The sequence below is a fragment of the Pantoea sp. PNA 03-3 genome, assembly GCF_003201175.1.
Lineage (GTDB): Bacteria > Pseudomonadota > Gammaproteobacteria > Enterobacterales > Enterobacteriaceae > Pantoea > Pantoea stewartii.
In genome coordinates this window covers 713,985-731,392 of sequence record NZ_QICO01000001.1, presented here as the reverse complement: position 1 = coordinate 731,392, position 17,408 = coordinate 713,985, and the positions used below count along the sequence as shown (strand labels likewise).

The 17,408-nt window shown below is 54.5% G+C and carries 17 protein-coding genes; 10 read left to right on the top strand and 7 right to left on the bottom strand.

Translation table 11 applies throughout. From position 1 onward, the window contains the following. Positions 1 to 453: 453 nt before the first annotated feature. Positions 454 to 2,418: a methyl-accepting chemotaxis protein gene (locus C7433_RS03350; protein ID WP_110267603.1), complete on the top strand. Its 1,965-nt coding sequence runs from the start codon at positions 454 to 456 to the stop codon at positions 2,416 to 2,418. Positions 2,419 to 2,718: 300 nt separating this feature from the next. Here the strand turns inward: C7433_RS03350 and ychF are convergent, their stop codons facing one another. Beyond that, positions 2,719 to 3,810, bottom strand: coding sequence for a redox-regulated ATPase YchF (gene ychF / locus C7433_RS03345; RefSeq protein ID WP_033741049.1), 1,092 nt, complete (start codon positions 3,808 to 3,810; stop codon positions 2,719 to 2,721). 107 nt (positions 3,811 to 3,917) lie between these two features. Next, a complete protein-coding gene (gene pth, locus C7433_RS03340; RefSeq protein WP_033741051.1) occupies positions 3,918 to 4,505 on the bottom strand; it encodes an aminoacyl-tRNA hydrolase in 588 nt (195 codons plus the stop codon). A gap of 258 nt (positions 4,506 to 4,763) precedes the next feature. On the opposite strand from pth, the gene ychH reads away from it, so the two are divergent. Further along, positions 4,764 to 5,039 (top strand): stress-induced protein YchH, encoded by a 276-nt coding sequence (ychH, locus tag C7433_RS03335; protein WP_033741052.1) that lies wholly within the window; start codon positions 4,764 to 4,766, stop codon positions 5,037 to 5,039. On the opposite strand, the gene C7433_RS03330 is transcribed toward ychH, so the two are convergent. The 4 genes from C7433_RS03330 to lolB all read right to left on the bottom strand — a co-directional run bounded on the left by C7433_RS03330 (position 5,040) and on the right by lolB (position 8,973). Next, positions 5,040 to 6,188 (bottom strand): GGDEF domain-containing protein, encoded by a 1,149-nt coding sequence (locus C7433_RS03330; RefSeq protein ID WP_058701701.1) that lies wholly within the window; start codon positions 6,186 to 6,188, stop codon positions 5,040 to 5,042. A 220-nt stretch (positions 6,189 to 6,408) separates the two neighbouring features. After that, entirely contained in the window at positions 6,409 to 7,356 is a 948-nt protein-coding gene (gene prs / locus C7433_RS03325; RefSeq protein WP_006118899.1) for a ribose-phosphate diphosphokinase, read from the bottom strand. 136 nt (positions 7,357 to 7,492) lie between these two features. Then, positions 7,493 to 8,350 carry a 4-(cytidine 5'-diphospho)-2-C-methyl-D-erythritol kinase gene (gene ispE, locus C7433_RS03320; protein ID WP_058708725.1) on the bottom strand — a complete coding sequence of 286 codons (858 nt, stop codon included), beginning with the start codon at positions 8,348 to 8,350 and terminating at the stop codon, positions 7,493 to 7,495. Beyond that, the gene (gene lolB / locus C7433_RS03315) at positions 8,347 to 8,973 is read right to left on the bottom strand and encodes a lipoprotein insertase outer membrane protein LolB (protein ID WP_110267602.1); all 627 of its coding nucleotides are present in this window, start codon (positions 8,971 to 8,973) and stop codon (positions 8,347 to 8,349) included. Before lolB ends, ispE begins: the two co-directional genes overlap by 4 nt. Positions 8,974 to 9,189: 216 nt before the next feature. Here lolB and hemA point away from each other — a divergent pair, with 216 nt between their 5' ends. The 6 genes from hemA to kdsA are packed head-to-tail and all read left to right on the top strand — an operon-like array spanning position 9,190 to position 14,528. Next, positions 9,190 to 10,446, top strand: coding sequence for a glutamyl-tRNA reductase (gene hemA, locus C7433_RS03310; RefSeq protein ID WP_033741057.1), 1,257 nt, complete (start codon positions 9,190 to 9,192; stop codon positions 10,444 to 10,446). 42 nt (positions 10,447 to 10,488) lie between these two features. Further along, on the top strand, positions 10,489 to 11,571 hold the full coding sequence (gene prfA, locus C7433_RS03305) for a peptide chain release factor 1 (RefSeq protein WP_006118903.1): 1,083 nt from the start codon (positions 10,489 to 10,491) through the stop codon (positions 11,569 to 11,571). Beyond that, positions 11,571 to 12,413, top strand: coding sequence for a peptide chain release factor N(5)-glutamine methyltransferase (gene prmC / locus C7433_RS03300; protein WP_006118904.1), 843 nt, complete (start codon positions 11,571 to 11,573; stop codon positions 12,411 to 12,413). Before prfA ends, prmC begins: the two co-directional genes overlap by 1 nt. 30 nt (positions 12,414 to 12,443) lie before the next feature. Further along, positions 12,444 to 12,842, top strand: coding sequence for a SirB2 family protein (locus C7433_RS03295; protein ID WP_039340706.1), 399 nt, complete (start codon positions 12,444 to 12,446; stop codon positions 12,840 to 12,842). Continuing rightward, the gene (gene sirB1, locus C7433_RS03290) at positions 12,839 to 13,648 is read left to right on the top strand and encodes an invasion regulator SirB1 (RefSeq protein WP_033741062.1); all 810 of its coding nucleotides are present in this window, start codon (positions 12,839 to 12,841) and stop codon (positions 13,646 to 13,648) included. The genes C7433_RS03295 and sirB1 overlap by 4 nt, the downstream gene beginning before the upstream one ends. A gap of 25 nt (positions 13,649 to 13,673) precedes the next feature. Continuing rightward, positions 13,674 to 14,528, top strand: coding sequence for a 3-deoxy-8-phosphooctulonate synthase (gene kdsA, locus C7433_RS03285; protein WP_006118907.1), 855 nt, complete (start codon positions 13,674 to 13,676; stop codon positions 14,526 to 14,528). Between the two features lie 63 nt (positions 14,529 to 14,591). On the opposite strand, the gene chaA is transcribed toward kdsA, so the two are convergent. Next, positions 14,592 to 15,683 (bottom strand): sodium-potassium/proton antiporter ChaA, encoded by a 1,092-nt coding sequence (gene chaA / locus C7433_RS03280; protein WP_110267601.1) that lies wholly within the window; start codon positions 15,681 to 15,683, stop codon positions 14,592 to 14,594. Positions 15,684 to 16,048: 365 nt separating this feature from the next. On the opposite strand from chaA, the gene chaB reads away from it, so the two are divergent. Together chaB and C7433_RS03270 are read left to right on the top strand one after the other, a co-directional pair. Next, positions 16,049 to 16,279: a putative cation transport regulator ChaB gene (chaB, locus tag C7433_RS03275; RefSeq protein WP_006118909.1), complete on the top strand. Its 231-nt coding sequence runs from the start codon at positions 16,049 to 16,051 to the stop codon at positions 16,277 to 16,279. A 427-nt stretch (positions 16,280 to 16,706) separates the two neighbouring features. Next, complete coding sequence (locus C7433_RS03270; RefSeq protein WP_162835475.1) at positions 16,707 to 17,381, top strand: gamma-glutamylcyclotransferase; 675 nt, start codon at positions 16,707 to 16,709, stop codon at positions 17,379 to 17,381. Positions 17,382 to 17,408 lie beyond the last annotated feature (27 nt).

Sequence of the window (17,408 nt, the reverse complement as noted above, 5' to 3'; positions counted from 1 at the left end):
GAGTTAAGACGCATTATTCATAGGTTTTTCTTATATCCCTCCCGTCATCAAAGCATCGGTAAATCGCAGTAAAAAAGTCATGTCTTCCCCTCTGTCTTACGGCGTGACGGGTTTTAGCATGACAAAACAGAAGGGCAGATCACTGCGCTGGCCATGAAGGCGTCCGGGCGGAAAGGGCGCGGCGGTTCTGTGCGCATCTTAACTGCGGGCAGGCATCCCAATGAAAATGCAGAGAACCAGCCTGTCGCAACCGTCGCCCTGTCCAGCACTGACCCATCAATAACAATAATCGCAGTAATCGTTGAAGCAATTGCCTCCTGTGTCGATAACGCATGCTCAGCTCAATGTTGGGGCTGAGCCTGAAGCGTCAAAGCTGATTATTACTCAGTCATTTGTGTGCTTTTTTACGACACCAGTACGTGCATTCCTTTTAATTACAGTGGAAACAACAATATGTCTGTCATCAAGACAATGACCAGAAGCTTAACCGGTTCACGTTTTGCGGGGGGATCTCAGCCCGCCAACGGGATCTTTAACTGTGAAAGCTTACCCACTTCGCTCTCTGCAGCAGGCCTCAGCAGTCGTGCTGCGGGTATTTTGCTGACGTTTGTGCCGCCAGAGGCCGATTTTCATAAGGTCAGTCAGGCATGGCAACGCTTTACATCAACAGATTTGACCGTCATTACGCTCTCCTCTAACGGAGCGCTCAGCGCCAGCGGCAAGCAAACAACGTACTGCAAAGGCGACGGGCAGGAAGGCAGCTGGCTCTGGTTACCCCGTAACCTGATTGCAGAGCATGAAACACATGTGGTCGATCTGCACCTTCACGATACCCACACGGCGACGGACCGCATTCGTGCCATCCAGGATGAGCTGGCTGCGTTGAGGCTGAGCATGCCGCTCTCTGCTGACCGTACCTTTGCCATGATTTACTGTGACGGCCTGTCTGCATCGGAAGGGTTTTTAATGCAGGCCTGGTATAATACGGGCCGCTTTCCCTGCCTGGCAATCGGCGGATCCGCCGGTGGACGCGTCACCTTTGACGGGACATGGATTGGCGCTGGCGGGCGTGTACTGCAGGGGAAAGCCGTTATTGTTTTCTGCAAAATGGCGGCGGGTAAGTCCTTTTCACCCTTTAAGAGTCAGAACTTCGAGCCACTGAACAAGAGCTGGCTGATTGCCGAGGCGGATCCGGTTAAGCGTACCCTGACTTCCGTGTTCAACCCACAGGGGCAGCAACAGCCCTTCACCCAGGCACTGGCTGAACATCTGGGCTGCAATGAACAGCAACTGACGGAGCGTCTGAAAGGTTTAACGTTTGCGGTGAAGGTAGGTGACGCGTATTTCATTCGTTCTGTAGCGAAGATGGACAGCCACAGTGTGCAGTTTTTTTGCGATCTGGAATTTGGCGATCGGCTTTACTTAATGCGTGAAACCGATTTTAAGCAGGCTACGCTGCGGGACTGGCAGGCCTTTACGCAACGTCATGGCAAACCGGCGGCGGTCCTGATGAATGACTGCATACTGCGCCGACAGGGCAATCCCGATAAGCTGCACGATGCGCATTTCTTTAAAGGCATTCCGGCTGCCGGGTTCTCCAGCTTTGGTGAAATTCTGGGCGTACCGATCAATCAGACCTTGTCTGCACTGGTATTCTTCAATCATAACGTAAACGCCATGGCGCAATTTCCGGTGGAATATGCCAGCTATGCCGCGCACTATGCGCAGCGCGCGTTACGTCGCTGGGAAGCGCTAAACCGCGTCCAGTCGGGCGTACTGGCTCGCGTGGTGAACTATCAGCAGGAGTTGGCACCTATCGTTCAGGCGCTGCCGGTACTTGAGGCGGCAACCCAGAGCCAGAGCGAAGCGTTGTCGATGGCCGAAAGCAGCATTCGCGCTATCAGCACTCTCGCCAAAGAAAGCCAGCAGGCACAAGGGCGCCTGGGAGACGGGCTGGACGATCTGGAAGCGATATCTAACGGTATCAACGTTATTACGCACGGCATCAGCAATATCGCTTTCCAGACCAATATTCTGGCGCTCAATGCCGCTGTCGAGGCTGCACGCGCGGGGGAAGCTGGCAGAGGATTTGCCGTTGTGGCAGGGGAGGTTCGCCGCCTGGCGCAATCCTCGAAAGAGCAGGCTGAAGCGACCGCTAGCAACATTAATGATGCGGTCGACACGATCTCGCGTATCCGCGATGTCGCGACAAACACGGTACAAACCGCGACGGACATGGCAGACCGCAGTATCCAGGCTGCCGATGCGATTGCCGCCATGAGCGATCGAAGCCGTCATGAACGGGCAGGGATGGCGAAACAGCTGGATAATCTGCGCACCTTAACGGCAGGTATGGATGCGATGCAGAAAGCGGTCGCCGAGCTGAAAGTGCTGCAGACACTTTCCTCGTCACGGTAAGTCACTGCTGGTGCCGCGACCAGGAAGGCCCTGCGCCAGTCTCTGTTAAGCAGGGATAACAACTAAGGTAATGGCAAAGTGAACCCGGGCTTTCTTGTTGTTATTTATCAAACCTCGTCAGGTTGCTTATTTGCCGCCTTATTTTCAAGACGGAAAATTCAGCCTACGTTGCGTTTGATCCTCAATGTTTTAGCGGCTTTTTTCAAACCTGTTCTGTGAAGCTTTAAAACAAAAAAGCCACGCATTCGCGTGGCTTTCACAACCTTGTTCACTCACGTGCAGTTCACTTCACCGTGAGGATTAGACGTTAAACAAGAAATTCATCACATCGCCATCTTTAACGATGTACTCTTTGCCTTCTGAACGCATCTTGCCCGCTTCTTTCGCGCCTTGCTCACCCTTATAGGTAATAAAGTCTTCAAACGCGATCGTTTGTGCGCGAATAAAGCCTTTCTCGAAGTCGGTGTGGATTTTACCGGCGGCCTGTGGGGCGGTGGCGCCAACAGGGATAGTCCATGCGCGTACTTCTTTGACGCCGGCGGTGAAATAGGTCTGCAGATTCAGCAGTGCGTAACCGGCACGAATCACGCGGTTCAGGCCTGGCTCTTCGATGCCCAGCTCGGCCATAAACTCGTCACGATCTTCGTCTTCCAGTTCGGCGATATCAGATTCGACAGAGGCGCAGACTGGCACAACGACAGAACCTTCTTTGGCGGCGATTTCGCGCACTTTATCCAGGTACGGGTTGTTTTCAAAGCCATCTTCGTTGACGTTAGCAATGTACATCGTGGGCTTGAGCGTCAGGAAGCTCAGATAGCGCAGAGCGGCTTTGTCCTCATCGGTCAGATCCAGCGCGCGCAGCATGCCCGCGTTTTCCAGATGAGGCAGACATTTCTCCAGCGCCGCCTGTTCCGCTTTCGCGTCTTTATCGCCGCCTTTGGCTTTTTTCTGCACGCGCTGCAGTGCACGTTCACAGGTGTCCAGATCCGCCAGCGCCAGCTCGGTGTTGATGGTTTCGATATCATCAGCCGGATCGACTTTATTATTCACGTGGATAATATTGTCGTTTTCAAAGCAGCGAACCACGTGGCCGATCGCTTCGGTTTCACGGATATTGGTCAGGAACTGGTTGCCCAGGCCTTCACCTTTTGATGCACCTTTTACCAGACCGGCGATATCGACGAATTCCATGGTAGTCGGAACCACGCGCTGTGGCTTGACGATCTCGGACAGCTGATCCAGACGCAGGTCAGGCATAGGTACAACGCCCGTGTTGGGTTCAATGGTGCAGAAGGGGAAGTTCGCCGCTTCAATACCCGCTTTTGTCAGCGCGTTAAACAGAGTGGATTTACCGACATTTGGCAGGCCCACGATACCGCATTTGAATCCCATGGTTTAATACCCTTTATAGCTGGATGGGCAACGCCTGAACGCAGGCGCCGCCGGAAACGTAAGATAATTTTCGCGCATTATACACAGATTCGCGACAATCGGGGCGATTAGACAGGCTTAAAGGCATGCAGGCGGTTCATTGCCTTAATGCGATCTTCCTTCAGCCACAGTTCGGTGCAGCGCGCTGCTTCATCAATGGCGTCATCGATCAGCTTTTGCTCGCTGGCGGGCGGTTTGCCTAACACAAATCCGGTCACTTTGTTGCGGTCACCGGGATGGCCGATGCCGATGCGCAGACGATGAAAGTTATTATTATTGCCCAGCTTGCTGATGATGTCTTTCAGGCCGTTATGACCGCCGTGACCGCCGCCTTGTTTGAATTTCGCAATGCCCGGTGGCAGATCGAGTTCATCGTGCGCCACTAAAATTTCTTCGGGCGCAATACGGTAGAAGGTCGCCATCGCCGCGACCGCTTTGCCGCTGAGGTTCATAAAGGTGGTGGGCACCAGCAGTCGGACATCTTCGCCCGCCAGCGCCAGTCGCGCCGTATAACCGAAAAATTTGGCTTCTTCTTTTAACGACTGATTGTGCCGCTCAGCCAGCAAATCCAGATACCACGCACCCGCGTTATGGCGCGTGGCGGCATATTCCGCACCGGGATTCGCCAGGCCGACAATCAGTTTAATGCTGCTCACAAGGAATATCCTGCTGTTATCACCAAAGGGCAGTAGTTTACTGTGCCAGGCTGCGGATCACAAAGTGTGAGCCACGAATTATTAGTGTCGGTGATTAATTGTTTTTCATCTAAATCAATAAGCTGTAATTATGCTTTGGTCACACTTATCCTGCTCTGAGTGTGACGAAGTGCACAAATTAGCCTGCTGTCATTGCCTAAACTACTGACAGGTTAACATTGTGTGCGCTCATCGGACCGCACCGTCAGGAGGTGAAAGATGAAACGTCATCACTCACGTATGGCAGGAAATGCCTTAATGGCACTGGGCTTAGTGACCATGGTACTCGGCGTTGGTTTTTCGATTATTAACCAACTTCCCTCTTTAAATCTGCCGCAGATACTGGCGCAGGGGGCGATGTTTGGGATTTTCTTTGGCGCACTGTTATGGCTGGCTGGTGCCTGTATTAGCGGTCGTGAGAAAGTCGAAGATCGCTATTACTGGGAGCGGCATTATGGCGATAAACGCTGCCGCCGCAGCCACCACTCGTCATAATCACGTTCCCGGCAACGTCAGGCAGGATTGGGTTCGGTTTCTGCCTTTGGCTTTTGCCTGATAGAGCGCTTTGTCAGCCAGCGCCATCAGTTCGCCAAAATCAATGTGGCGATTGTCGGCGGTAGAGAAGCCAATGCTGACGGAATAGGGAATCTGCCCCGGTCGGGAAAGGTGGATCGCCTGGCGCACCTGCTCGCACCAGACGTTAGCCTGTGCTGACATCATCGGCAGAAGGGCGGCAAATTCTTCGCCGCCCAGTCGCGCAAAGCGCGCCCCTTCAGGCAGCATGCCGGACACACGGTGACTGAAATCAATCAGAACCTGGTCGCCCTGATGATGCCCGTAGCGGTCATTAATGCCTTTAAAATGGTCCAGATCGAATAACACCACCGTCAGCGCTTTATTCTGCTTCTGACAGGCTTTAATCATCACCTCGGCCCCGGTAAACAGCGCACGACGGTTCCAGATATTGGTCAGAGGATCGTGCAGTGAAGCCGCTTTCAGCGCATTGCGCGTCCGCTCATTGACCATCGCCAGAATCGTCACGGTAAACCCAATGACAAACAGCATGGATTCCATAATCACATAAACGGAGAAATTCGAGCCGCTTATCGCGCCCTGAACGCCAACCGGGCGGGAATTATCCAGAAATATGCGGGCCACATGGAATATCAGGTGAATCCAGAGCAGGAGCTGGGCAGGCCAGAACGTTGCATCCATATTGCGCCGCGCCAGCCAGAGAAAATAGATAAGCGCTCCGGTATACCCGATGCAGAGCAGGCAGAGCACCAGTACGCGCAGCGATAAGCTGTAATAAAATCCCGGAATCAGGCAGAGCAGTGACCAGATCAGCGCCCCGACCAGACCACTCATCCCCGGCTGCTTACCGCAAAAGGTGCGAAACGCGCTGAACAATCCCCCGTAAGCCAGCATAAGCAACACGTTGCTCATGGCCACCGGTAAAAACTGATAGCCCTGGCTGCGCAGGCTACTGAGAATAAAGGCGACCAGCGTCAGTAAAATGGCCACGCAAACATAGCCCAGCGTGCGATCGTAATGCGAACCGACCCAGGCAAATGCCAGGATCAGACTCATAAACCCCAGTACGTAGAGTTCGCAAATAAATAACGTATAGACGTCGAGGTTCATAGTGGAAAACGATCGCAATAAAAAGTGCGGGCAAAGTACCACTCAACGCAGAATGGCAAAAGAGCAGATAAGATAATTTCAGCGAAAGAGTTTTTCGTAGTAAGCGTGACAATAACGGCGGTGACTCATAACGAAAATTTCTGTGAATCAAGCAGCTTTGTCGGAAGGGGAGAGGTACAGACAAAAGAAAAGGCCGGACAGCGTGTCCGGCCTGCGAAGATTAGTGTTCGAACATTGCCGAAATGGACTCTTCGTTACTGATGCGGCGAATGGCTTCGGCCAGCATGCCTGACAGCGTCAGGGTACGGACGTTTGGCAGCGACTTCATCTCTTCGGATAACGGAATGGTGTCACACACGATAACCTGATCGATGACAGATTTACGTAAGTTTTCCACCGCGTTACCGGAGAAGATAGGGTGCGTCGCGTACGCGAACACGCGCTTGGCACCGCGCTCTTTCAGCGCTTCCGCGGCTTTGCACAGTGTGCCGCCGGTGTCGATCATGTCATCGACCAGCACACAGTCACGGCCCGCTACGTCACCAATGATATGCATGACCTGAGAAACGTTCGCACGCGGGCGACGTTTGTCAATGATGGCCATATCGGTGTCGTTCAGCAGTTTCGCAATAGCACGGGCACGAACCACGCCGCCAATGTCAGGCGAAACAACAATCGGGTTTTCCAGGCCAATCTGTAACATATCCTCCAGCAGAATGGGACTGCCGAAGACGTTATCAACCGGGACGTCGAAGAAGCCCTGGATCTGCTCAGCGTGCAGGTCAACCGTTAAAACACGGTCAACGCCGACGCTGGAAAGAAAGTCAGCCACGACTTTGGCGGTAATAGGCACACGCGCAGAACGCACGCGGCGGTCCTGACGGGCATAACCAAAGTAGGGGATAACAGCGGTAATACGACCAGCTGAAGCACGACGCAGCGCGTCGACCATCACGACCAGTTCCATCAAATTATCATTGGTGGGAGCACAGGTGGACTGGATGATGAAAATATCACCACCGCGTACATTTTCATTAATTTGTACGCTTACTTCGCCATCACTGAAACGACCGACAGCGGCGTCGCCCAGGCTGGTGTAAAGGCGGTTGGCAATACGTTGTGCTAGTTCCGGGGTGGCGTTACCAGCAAAAAGCTTCATATCAGGCACGAGAAGAACCTCAGGCTTTGCGTCCAGAGAATGAACGTCATGACAGTAACCGGCGAATACTGTCGTGATCGTTCACACGGGTATGTGAGTGCGAAACGTGCTGTATCTGGAACAGGGTGACACAGTCACGCTATCGCTAATCGCCTTGCAGAGTGCGCTGTAACGGCGAGACGTTAACGCCTCGGGCTACAAAACCGCGCACCCATGACGGGGCAAGTTCCAGCACCTGGCGAGCAGCGTACTCGGTGTCAAATTCAGCAAACACACAAGCACCTGTCCCTGTCAGGCGCGACGGCGCGTATTCTAGCAGCCATGAAACAAGCTCATCAACCTCACGAAAACGTTTTCTTACTACTGATTCGCAATCGTTAAGAAAGGGGGCCTGTAAAAGTGCTGATAAAGTGCGCACGGGCGTGTCACGGGGAAGTGCCGGATCGTTAAAGACCACCGGCGTGGCCACGCTGACGCCGGGATGGGCAACAAGATACCATTTTTCGGCAGGCGATGCGGGAGAAAGCACCTCGCCGACCCCTTCGGCGAAGGCGGCGTGCCCTTTAACGAACACCGGGACATCCGCACCCAGTTTCACGCCCATCTGTGCCAGTTCCGTCGGCGAAAAACCGGTTTGCCAGAGATGATTAAGCGCCACCAGAACCGTGGCGGCGTCAGAAGAACCGCCACCCAGTCCACCGCCCATTGGCAAACGCTTTTCAATGGCGATCCGCGCACCCGCCTGTGCCGGTAGCGTTCCCTTCTCGCGGGCAGCCGCCTTAAGCATGTCGGCGGCACGCACGATCAGGTTTTCAGCATCCGGCACGCCGGACACGGGCGTGAGGAGGGTGATGGCATCGCTCTGATCGGGAACAATCTCCAGACTGTCGCCATAATCCAGAAACTGAAACAGGGTTTGCAGGTTATGGTAACCGTCCGCCCGGCGCCCGGTGATGTACAAAAAAAGGTTCAGTTTTGCCGGAGCAGGCCAGGTGGTGATCATTTCAGCGTCCAGCTATCCATACGTAACTTGATGCGCTGATCGCCTTCTTTCAGCTCCAGGCTGGCGGGCAGCGCAGGGGTGACGTTGCTGTCGTAGCCGGCGATGGTCACCTGCCAGGTCTGGCCATCATGCTGATAGTTCAGGCTGCGCAACTGATACTGATCGTTAAGCTGGTAGTCGGTCGCATCGCCCGGCAGGCCCATCATCCACTGGCGCAGGTTGGTCAGCGGAATATCCATGCCGGTCAGCTGCGAGATCATCTTCTGCGCATTGTTGCTGACATAGCGTTTGCCCTGGCTATCCACGATCTGCACCACAGAACCCTGCGCATCCAGCTGCAGTTCTGTGCTGCCTAACGGGTTGGTTAACAGCAGACGATAACGGTCAGGTGCGGTCTGCTGCCAGTTGAAGCGGGCATAGACTTTTTGTTTGTCCGACAGATAGGCGAACGCGCCGCGCGTCTGGTACTGCGTCACTTTACTGACCGCTTGCTGATGATGTTGCCATTGGGGTGCAGTGGCGCTCGGGCCGGGACCTTGTGGTTTATTGATGCTACAGGCAGCCAACAGAACAGCACCGGCCAGGGGTAAAAGGCGCAACAGATTGCGTGGGGAAGTAAGCATCAAGTGGTCATCTCCTCGGACTCATTTTTCATTGGTAACAGGTAACGCTAACCATCCGCATTTTAACCGTCAATGCTGTTATACGGCAAAATCGCTATGATCGGCTTAATCTTATTACAGTCATAGCCTTTGTATGGCTTTTCTTGATCTGCTGCATCTTGTAGAATGCGCTTCACAAAACCCTGACATTATTGGGACAACCCAACCTAAATCGCCATGACGCTGCTCGCTCTCGGAATCAATCACAAAACTGCACCCATTGCTCTGCGCGAACGCGTTGCGTTCGGGCCGGAGTCGCTGGAACAGGCCTTAGACAGCCTGTTATCCCAGCCCATGGTGCAGAGTGGCGTCGTGCTCTCCACCTGTAACCGAACCGAACTCTACCTGAGTGTAGAGCAACAGGTCGATCTGCAGGAACGTCTGGTGCGCTGGCTGTGTGACTATCACCAGCTTGATGAAGAGGATGTACGTAACAGCCTCTACTGGCATCAGGACAATGAGGCCGTCAGTCATCTTATGCGCGTCGCCAGCGGGCTGGATTCGCTGGTGCTGGGCGAGCCGCAGATTTTAGGTCAGGTGAAAAAAGCCTTTGCCGATTCGCAGCGCGGTCATGCACTGAGCAGTGAACTGGAACGTATGTTCCAGAAAACCTTCTCGGTTGCCAAGCGCGTGCGTACGGAAACGGAGATTGGCGCGAACGCCGTTTCCGTTGCCTTTGCCGCCTGTACGCTGGCGCGGCAGATCTTTGAGTCCCTCTCCACCGTCAACGTGTTACTGGTTGGCGCGGGGGAAACCATCGAGCTGGTGGCGCGTCATCTGAGCGAACATCAGGTCAAAAAACTGATTATTGCCAACCGTACCCGCGAACGCGCGGACGCGCTGGCGAAAGAAGTGGGCGCGGAAGTGATTGGCCTTGCGGACATCGACGCGCGCCTGGCCGATGCCGACATCGTCATTACTTCCACCTCCAGTCCCTTGCCCATCATTGGTAAAGGCATGATGGAACGGGCGCTCAAAGCGCGCCGTAACCAGCCAATGCTGCTGGTGGATATTGCGGTGCCGCGCGACGTAGAGCCGGAAGTGGGCAAGTTAGCGAATGCCTATCTCTACAGCGTTGACGATCTGCAGGCCATCATTGAGCAGAACCTTGCCCAGCGCAAAGCCGCTGCGGTGCAGGCCGAAAGTATCGTGGTGCAGGAATGCAGCGATTTCATGGCCTGGCTGCGTTCCCAGGGCGCGGTCAACTCTATTCGTGAATACCGTGCTCAGGCGGATGATATCCGCGCTGAACTGGAAGGCCGTGCGCTGCAGGCGCTGCAGCAGGGTGCCGATCCGCAAAAAGTGATGCAGGAACTGGCCCACAAGCTGACCAACCGTTTGATTCATGCACCGACCAAATCTCTTCAGCAGGCCGCGCGCGACGGCGACAGCGAACGCCTGCAGATTTTACGCGACAGCCTGGGTCTCGATTAGGCACACTGCTGTCGTCTTCTGTTACGGGAATCCCACAGTTAAATGAAAACCTCTATTGTTGCGAAACTGGAAGCGCTGCAGGAGCGCCACGAAGAAGTGGAAGCAATGCTGGGCGATGCAGGCGTCATTGCCGATCAGGAACGCTTTCGTGCTTTGTCGCGTGAATATGCTCAGTTGACCGATGTCACGCGCTGCTTCCGCGACTGGCAGCAGAACCAGGATGATATCGAGACGGCTAAAATGTTACTCGACGATCCTGAAATGCGCGATATGGCGCAGGAAGAGCTGCAGGCGGCGCGTGAGAAAACCGACGCGCTGGAGCAACAGTTGCAGCTGTTACTGCTGCCGAAAGATCCGGACGATGAGCGCGACTGTTTTGTCGAAGTCCGTGCCGGTACCGGCGGCGACGAAGCGGCCATTTTTGCGGGTGACCTGTTCCGTATGTACAGCCGTTACGCCGAGTCACGTCGCTGGCGGGTGGAAATCGTCAGCGCTAACGACGGTGAGCACGGTGGCTATAAAGAGGTGATTGCCCGTATTATGGGTGACGGTGCCTATGGCCGACTGAAATTTGAATCCGGCGGCCATCGCGTACAACGCGTACCCGAGACGGAATCCCAGGGCCGTATTCATACCTCTGCCTGTACGGTGGCGGTGATGCCTGAACTGCCGGAAGCGGAGCTGCCCGAGATCAACCCGTCAGATTTAAAAATCGATACTTTCCGCTCCTCCGGTGCCGGTGGGCAGCACGTTAACACCACCGACTCCGCGATCCGTATTACCCACTTGCCGACCGGTATTGTGGTGGAATGTCAGGATGAACGCTCTCAGCACAAGAACAAGGCAAAAGCCTTATCGGTGTTGGGCGCGCGTATCCATGCGGCCGAAATGGCAAAACGTCACGAAGCTGAAGCCAGCACCCGCCGTAACCTGCTGGGCAGCGGTGACCGTTCCGATCGTATCCGCACCTATAACTTCCCGCAGGGCCGTGTGACCGACCACCGCATCAACCTGACGCTTTATCGTCTGGATGAAACCATGGAAGGTAAACTGGACAGCCTGATCGAACCCATCGTTCAGGAATACCAGGCTGACCAACTGGCGGCGCTGGCCGGTCAGGATTAATGGATATTCGCCACTGGCTCAAACAGGCGGTTGCCACGCTGTGTGGGGGCGACAGCCCGAAGCGTGATGCGGAAATCCTGCTGGGTTATGTCACAGGCAAACCCCGCAGCTGGCTGGTGGCTTTTGATGAAACCCTGCTCAGTGACGCGCAGTTACAACAGTTGACGGCGTTGCTGGCACGGCGCGCCCGGGGAGAACCGATCGCCCATTTAGTTGGCGAGCGCGAATTCTGGTCGCTCCCGCTGAGGGTTAGCGACGCCACACTTATCCCGCGGCCGGATACCGAGATCCTGGTTGAACAGGCGCTGGCCCGATTGCCTGCCGCACCTGCGCGCGTGCTGGATCTCGGCACGGGCACCGGCGCCATTGCCCTGGCGATTGCCAGCGAACGGCCCGATTGCACCGTGATCGGCGTTGATCGTGTCCCTGCTGCCGTTGCGCTGGCGCAGGATAACGCTGCGCATCTGGCGATAGCTAACGCGACGTTTGTGCACAGCCACTGGTTTGCACAGCTCACCCCGACCCGATTTGATCTTATCGTGAGTAATCCGCCTTACATTGATGCCAGCGATCACCATCTGGAGGAGGGCGATGTGCGTTTTGAACCGCGCAGCGCATTGGTGGCAGATGAGGCGGGCATGGCCGATCTCCGGTGGCTGATCGCACAGTCACCCGCCTGGTTACAGCCGGGTGGCTGGCTGCTCCTGGAACATGGCTGGCAGCAGGATGAGGCGGTGCGTCAACTGATGTGCCAGCACCACTATCAGGCGGTGGACACGGTGAAGGATTACGGTGGCAATCCCCGGGTCACATTTGGGCAGACCGCGCCGATACCGGTATAGTGCCGCAACGTAAAATCACAGGGATGAATGATGTTTACTTATTACCCACTGCTAAAAAACCTGCATCTGCTAACCGTGGCGATCACGGTTTCGCTGTTTCTGCTGCGCTTCTACTGGCAGCGCGTTGGCGCAGCCATACTGCAACGCCGCTGGGTCCGTATTCTTCCACATGTCAACGACACGTTGCTGCTGCTGAGCGGCGCAGCGCTGGTAATGCTGACCCACTTCTATCCGTTTTCACCTCAGGGAAGCTGGCTGACGGAGAAGCTATTAGGCGTTATTATCTATATTGCCCTTGGGTCCGTGGCGCTGAGCCGCCGCCCTCGTTCTGATCGCACCCGCTGGATGGCCTTTGTGGTCGCCTTAATCGCGCTGGTGACGATCATTAAGCTGGCACTGAGTAAAATGCCGTTATTGGGGATAGTATGAGCTCCACCGAACAACTCGATTACAGTGAAACACCGCTCTGTGAGGCGGTGATGGGTGCAACCAAAGCCATTCGCACCGATTTTCCGACCCTGTCGGTCGAACAACAGTTAGCGGCGTTAGTGGCTGAAGCCCGGGATTACGTCAGCGACCAACAGGATGCGGATTTAAAGCTCGAAAAGCTGCTGGAGCTGTTTTACAAGCAGTGGAAATTTGGCGGTGCCAGCGGCGTGTATAATCTGTCTGATGCACTCTGGCTGGATAAAGTGCTGAAAACCCGTCAGGGAACCGCCGTGTCACTGGGCGTGATTCTGCTGCATATTGCGGCGGAACTGGAACTGCCCCTGATGCCGGTGATTTTCCCGACGCAGTTGATTCTGCGCGCCGACTGGCTGGATGGCGACAAGTGGCTGATTAATCCCTTCAACGGGGAAACCCTGGATACGCACACGCTCGAAGTATGGCTGAAAGGCAATATCAGCCCGCTGGCGCGTCTGTATGATGACGATCTCGATGAAGCCAAAACCGTCAGCGTAATGCGCAAAATGCTGGATACGCTGAAAGCGGCGCTGATGGAAGAGAAGCAGATGGAGCTGGCCCTGAACGTCAGCCAGGTGTTGTTGCGCATTGACCCGGACGATCCCTATGAAATTCGCGATCGGGGATTAATCTATGCACAGCTTGAGTGCGATCATATCGCGTTAACGGACTTAACCTACTTCGTTGAACAGTGTCCTGAGGATCCGGTCAGCGAAATGATTAAAGTCCAGATTCACGCAATCGAACAAAAACGCGTGACGCTGCATTAAGCGTCACCCCAGATAAGGAAAGGGCATGACACAGAAAGTTGTCAGTATTGGTGATATCAGGGTCGCAAACGATCTGCCATTTGTTCTCTTTGGCGGCATGAACGTGCTGGAATCCTACGACCTCGCGATGCGCATCTGCGAGCACTATGTAAACGTGACCGACAAACTCGGCATTCCTTACGTTTTCAAAGCGTCTTTTGACAAAGCCAACCGCTCCTCCATCCACTCTTACCGTGGCCCCGGCCTGGAAGAGGGCATGAAGATTTTCCAGGCGCTGAAGCAGGCCTTTGGCGTGAAAATCATCACCGATGTGCACGAAGCGGCGCAGGCTCAGCCTGTGGCGGATGTTGTTGACGTGATTCAGCTGCCGGCCTTCCTGGCGCGTCAGACCGATCTGGTTGAGGCGATGGCGAAAACGGGCGCGGTGATTAACGTCAAGAAGCCCCAGTTTGTCAGCCCCGGTCAGATGGGCAACATCGTGGACAAGTTTGCCGAAGGCGGAAACGACAAGGTTATTCTTTGCGACCGCGGCAGTAACTTTGGCTACGACAACCTGGTAGTGGATATGCTGGGTTTCAACGTCATGAAGAAGGTGACGAATAATTCGCCGGTGATTTTCGACGTGACGCACGCGCTGCAAACCCGCGATCCGTTCGGTGCCGCCTCAGGCGGACGCCGTGCTCAGGTGGCCGAACTGGCGCGTGCCGGTATGGCGGTGGGCATTGCGGGCCTGTTTATTGAAGCCCATCCGGAGCCGGACAACGCCAAATGCGACGGTCCGTCGGCGTTACCGCTGGATAAACTGGAACCGTTCCTGGTGCAGATGAAGGCGATTGACGATCTGGTGAAAAGCTTCCCGGCACTGGACACCAGCAAATAAGCCGCAGTGCAGACGAAAAAAGAGCGAATTCTCGCTCTTTTTTTTCGTCTCAGGTTTGTGAGATTACAGCATGATGGTCATCAGATAGCCGACAAATAAGGCCAGGTGCGCGGCACCATTCAGCACATTCGTTCTGCCGGTTGAGAAGCTAATCTGACACAGGATCAGAGAGGCAATCATAATGACCATCTGCGGCGGTTCCAGGCCGAATATCAATTCCTGGCCTGTCAGCGTCGCAATAATAGAGACCGCCGGTACGGTCAGCGAAATCGTGGCCAGCACTGAGCCAAAGAACAGGTTCATCGCGCGCTGTACCTGGTTCATCAGGACGGCCCGGATGGCACCCAGACCTTCCGGTGAGAGGATCAGTAACGCCACCAGGAAGCCGGTGAACTGCTTCGGTGCGTTGAGGTCGGTCAGCAGATGCTCCAGCGGGTTAGCATTCATCTTGGTGACGGCAATCACCGCAATCAGATGCACGATCAGCCAGATGGCGTGCCAGAGGCTACTGTGCGCAGAAGGTTTACCGTGGTGAGGATCGCCATCATCACTGTCATCTTCGTGCTCATAGACAAACAGGCTCTGATGCGTTTTGGTCTGAATCAACAGGAAAACGCCATACATCGCGGCAGAAATAGCGGCAATCAGTAAACTTTGCGCAGCGGTGAAATTTCCGCCCGGCAAGGCATTCGGAAACACCAGCACCAGGATGGCTAACGGAAAAATAGCGATCAGGTATTGCTTTACCCCGGCCAGATTCACGTATTGCGTCGCAAACTTTCTGCCGCCCAGCAGTAAGGCAAAGCCCACCAGCCCGCCGGTCACGATCATAATGATCGAGTAGAGCGTATCGCGCATCAGCGCAGGTGCCGCATCGCCGGTGGCCATCAGTGCCGAAATCAGGCTGACTTCCAGAATCACGACAGACAGGCTGAGGATCAGGGAACCATAGGGTTCGCCCAGGCGGTGAGCCAGCACATCCGCATGACGCACCACGCTGAACGCGCTGCTGAGAATAGCAACCAGCGCCAGTGAATTAATGCCGACGACGAGCGGGAGTGAGGTTTGTGCACCAAAAAAATAGAGTACACCCAGGGCAATAAGGGGAAGTATCAGTGAAAACTCTTTGTGACGTGTTTTTTCATGTAAAGGCATTCACTCTCCTCGCTGCTGAATAAAAGGGGCAATTCATTTACCCACCCTGACAGGGAAATATATAAGTCAAGCAGTGTAACTTTTCAATCGAACAGCAGGTGAAAATTTACCGCTTTTTACTTTCACACACATTCAGCCTGAAAAGGGGTTTATAAAAATTTATTCCCGCTTTTGTCAGATAAATCAGTCATCAAGTAAATCCTCTTTCGCGATAATCTTCCGCATTATTGCAAAATACATCCCAATAAGGTGATCGTTTATGCCAGAACAGAGAAATAACAAGCGGAGAGGCGCAGAAACCACAGTTTGCATTTTGGCTTATCTGCGCCAGACTTATAAACCATCATGTTAGAGGAGGATAAACGATGCCTTATGCTAAGCGAAGCGACCTGCCAGAAAGCGTTAAGCACGTCCTGCCAGCGCATGCCCAGGATATCTATCAGCAGGCCTTTAACAATGCCTGGTCACAATATAAGGATCCCGATGACCGACGAGGCAATGAATCACGCGAGGAAGTGGCCCATAAAGTGGCTTGGTCAGCGGTGAAACATGACTATGAAAAAGGGGATGACGATAAATGGCATCCCAAAAAATAGTGTGTTGCGTTGTGGGCCTGAACAGCAGGCCCGTTTATATGTCCCGTCCCGCCAGCATCATGTCCGTTCTCACGCGCATTTCTTCCCTCTGATCGCCCACGTTTCAGGCTTCTTGTCGCGCCCACGTTACGCATGTTTACTTCACGTTGCGCGAGCAGGGGTTATCCTGAACGCCAGGATGCCGTGAAGAAACTCATCAGCCCTTACCGTTTTAAGCGCTGTAAAACACCTTTTTGCGGTGTTATAGCTGCCGCTTTTAATAGTTAAATAAAGGCTATTTTTTAGCGGATATTCCCACTCTTACTTGAAACTGATTTTGTTAATAATTAATGTCAGTTTAATGAATACAGCGTAAATTTGTGAATGTTCACGCAACAGAACCGAGGAGTGTCTTACACAGGACGTGGTGAAAGTCGAGGAGGTCGCATTGCTTACCCGGGAATTTTTATTAAAAGCGGATTGTAAAACATCATTTGGTGATATTGAGGAGACATTACTGTGGAGTTGTGAACAGCGCGCGGCGTCGCTGGCGGCAACCCTGGCATGTCGGCCCGATCACAGCCCGGTATGGATCTTCGGCTACGGTTCTCTGATGTGGAACCCGGTATTTGAAGCCGATGAAGTGGCATCGGCCTCGCTGCACGGCTGGCACCGTGCCTTTTGCTTACGCCTCACAGCCGGGCGCGGCACGGCTTCCCATCCGGGGCGCATGCTGGCGCTGAAAGAGGGCGGCATCACGCAGGGACTGGCATTTCGCCTGCCGGAATCACGGCTGCACGACGAACTGGCATTACTGTGGAAGCGTGAAATGATCACCGGCTGCTATTTGCCGACCTGGTGTGAGCTGGTGCTGGACGATCAACGCCGCGTGACGGCGCTGGTTTTTATTATGGATCCGCGTCATCCGCTTTATGAACCGGATACCTGTCCTCAGGCGGTTGCGCCCCTGATCGCAGCGGCCAGTGGACCGTTAGGCTCGAACGCCCAGTACCTGTTTTCGCTGGAAGAAGAACTGACTAAGCGCGGGATGCAGGAGGACGATCTGATCCGCCTGGCGCATCAGGTGCGTGAACTGCAGCAGCACTGGCCAAGACAGGCGTAATCCGCGCCCGCCAGGCCAGCAGCATCC

Bases quoted from the DNA above. Each gene is read 5' to 3' on its own strand.
- C7433_RS03350 (WP_110267603.1), top strand. From the start codon at position 454: ATGTCTGTCATCAAGACAATGACCAGAAGCTTAACCGGTTCACGTTTT.
- ychF (WP_033741049.1), bottom strand. From the start codon at position 3,810: ATGGGATTCAAATGCGGTATCGTGGGCCTGCCAAATGTCGGTAAATCC.
- ychH (WP_033741052.1), top strand. From the start codon at position 4,764: ATGAAACGTCATCACTCACGTATGGCAGGAAATGCCTTAATGGCACTG.
- C7433_RS03330 (WP_058701701.1), bottom strand. From the start codon at position 6,188: ATGAACCTCGACGTCTATACGTTATTTATTTGCGAACTCTACGTACTG.
- ispE (WP_058708725.1), bottom strand. From the start codon at position 8,350: ATGATCACCACCTGGCCTGCTCCGGCAAAACTGAACCTTTTTTTGTAC.
- lolB (WP_110267602.1), bottom strand. From the start codon at position 8,973: ATGCTTACTTCCCCACGCAATCTGTTGCGCCTTTTACCCCTGGCCGGT.
- hemA (WP_033741057.1), top strand. From the start codon at position 9,190: ATGACGCTGCTCGCTCTCGGAATCAATCACAAAACTGCACCCATTGCT.
- prfA (WP_006118903.1), top strand. From the start codon at position 10,489: ATGAAAACCTCTATTGTTGCGAAACTGGAAGCGCTGCAGGAGCGCCAC.
- prmC (WP_006118904.1), top strand. From the start codon at position 11,571: ATGGATATTCGCCACTGGCTCAAACAGGCGGTTGCCACGCTGTGTGGG.
- C7433_RS03295 (WP_039340706.1), top strand. From the start codon at position 12,444: ATGTTTACTTATTACCCACTGCTAAAAAACCTGCATCTGCTAACCGTG.
- sirB1 (WP_033741062.1), top strand. From the start codon at position 12,839: ATGAGCTCCACCGAACAACTCGATTACAGTGAAACACCGCTCTGTGAG.
- kdsA (WP_006118907.1), top strand. From the start codon at position 13,674: ATGACACAGAAAGTTGTCAGTATTGGTGATATCAGGGTCGCAAACGAT.
- chaA (WP_110267601.1), bottom strand. From the start codon at position 15,683: ATGCCTTTACATGAAAAAACACGTCACAAAGAGTTTTCACTGATACTT.
- chaB (WP_006118909.1), top strand. From the start codon at position 16,049: ATGCCTTATGCTAAGCGAAGCGACCTGCCAGAAAGCGTTAAGCACGTC.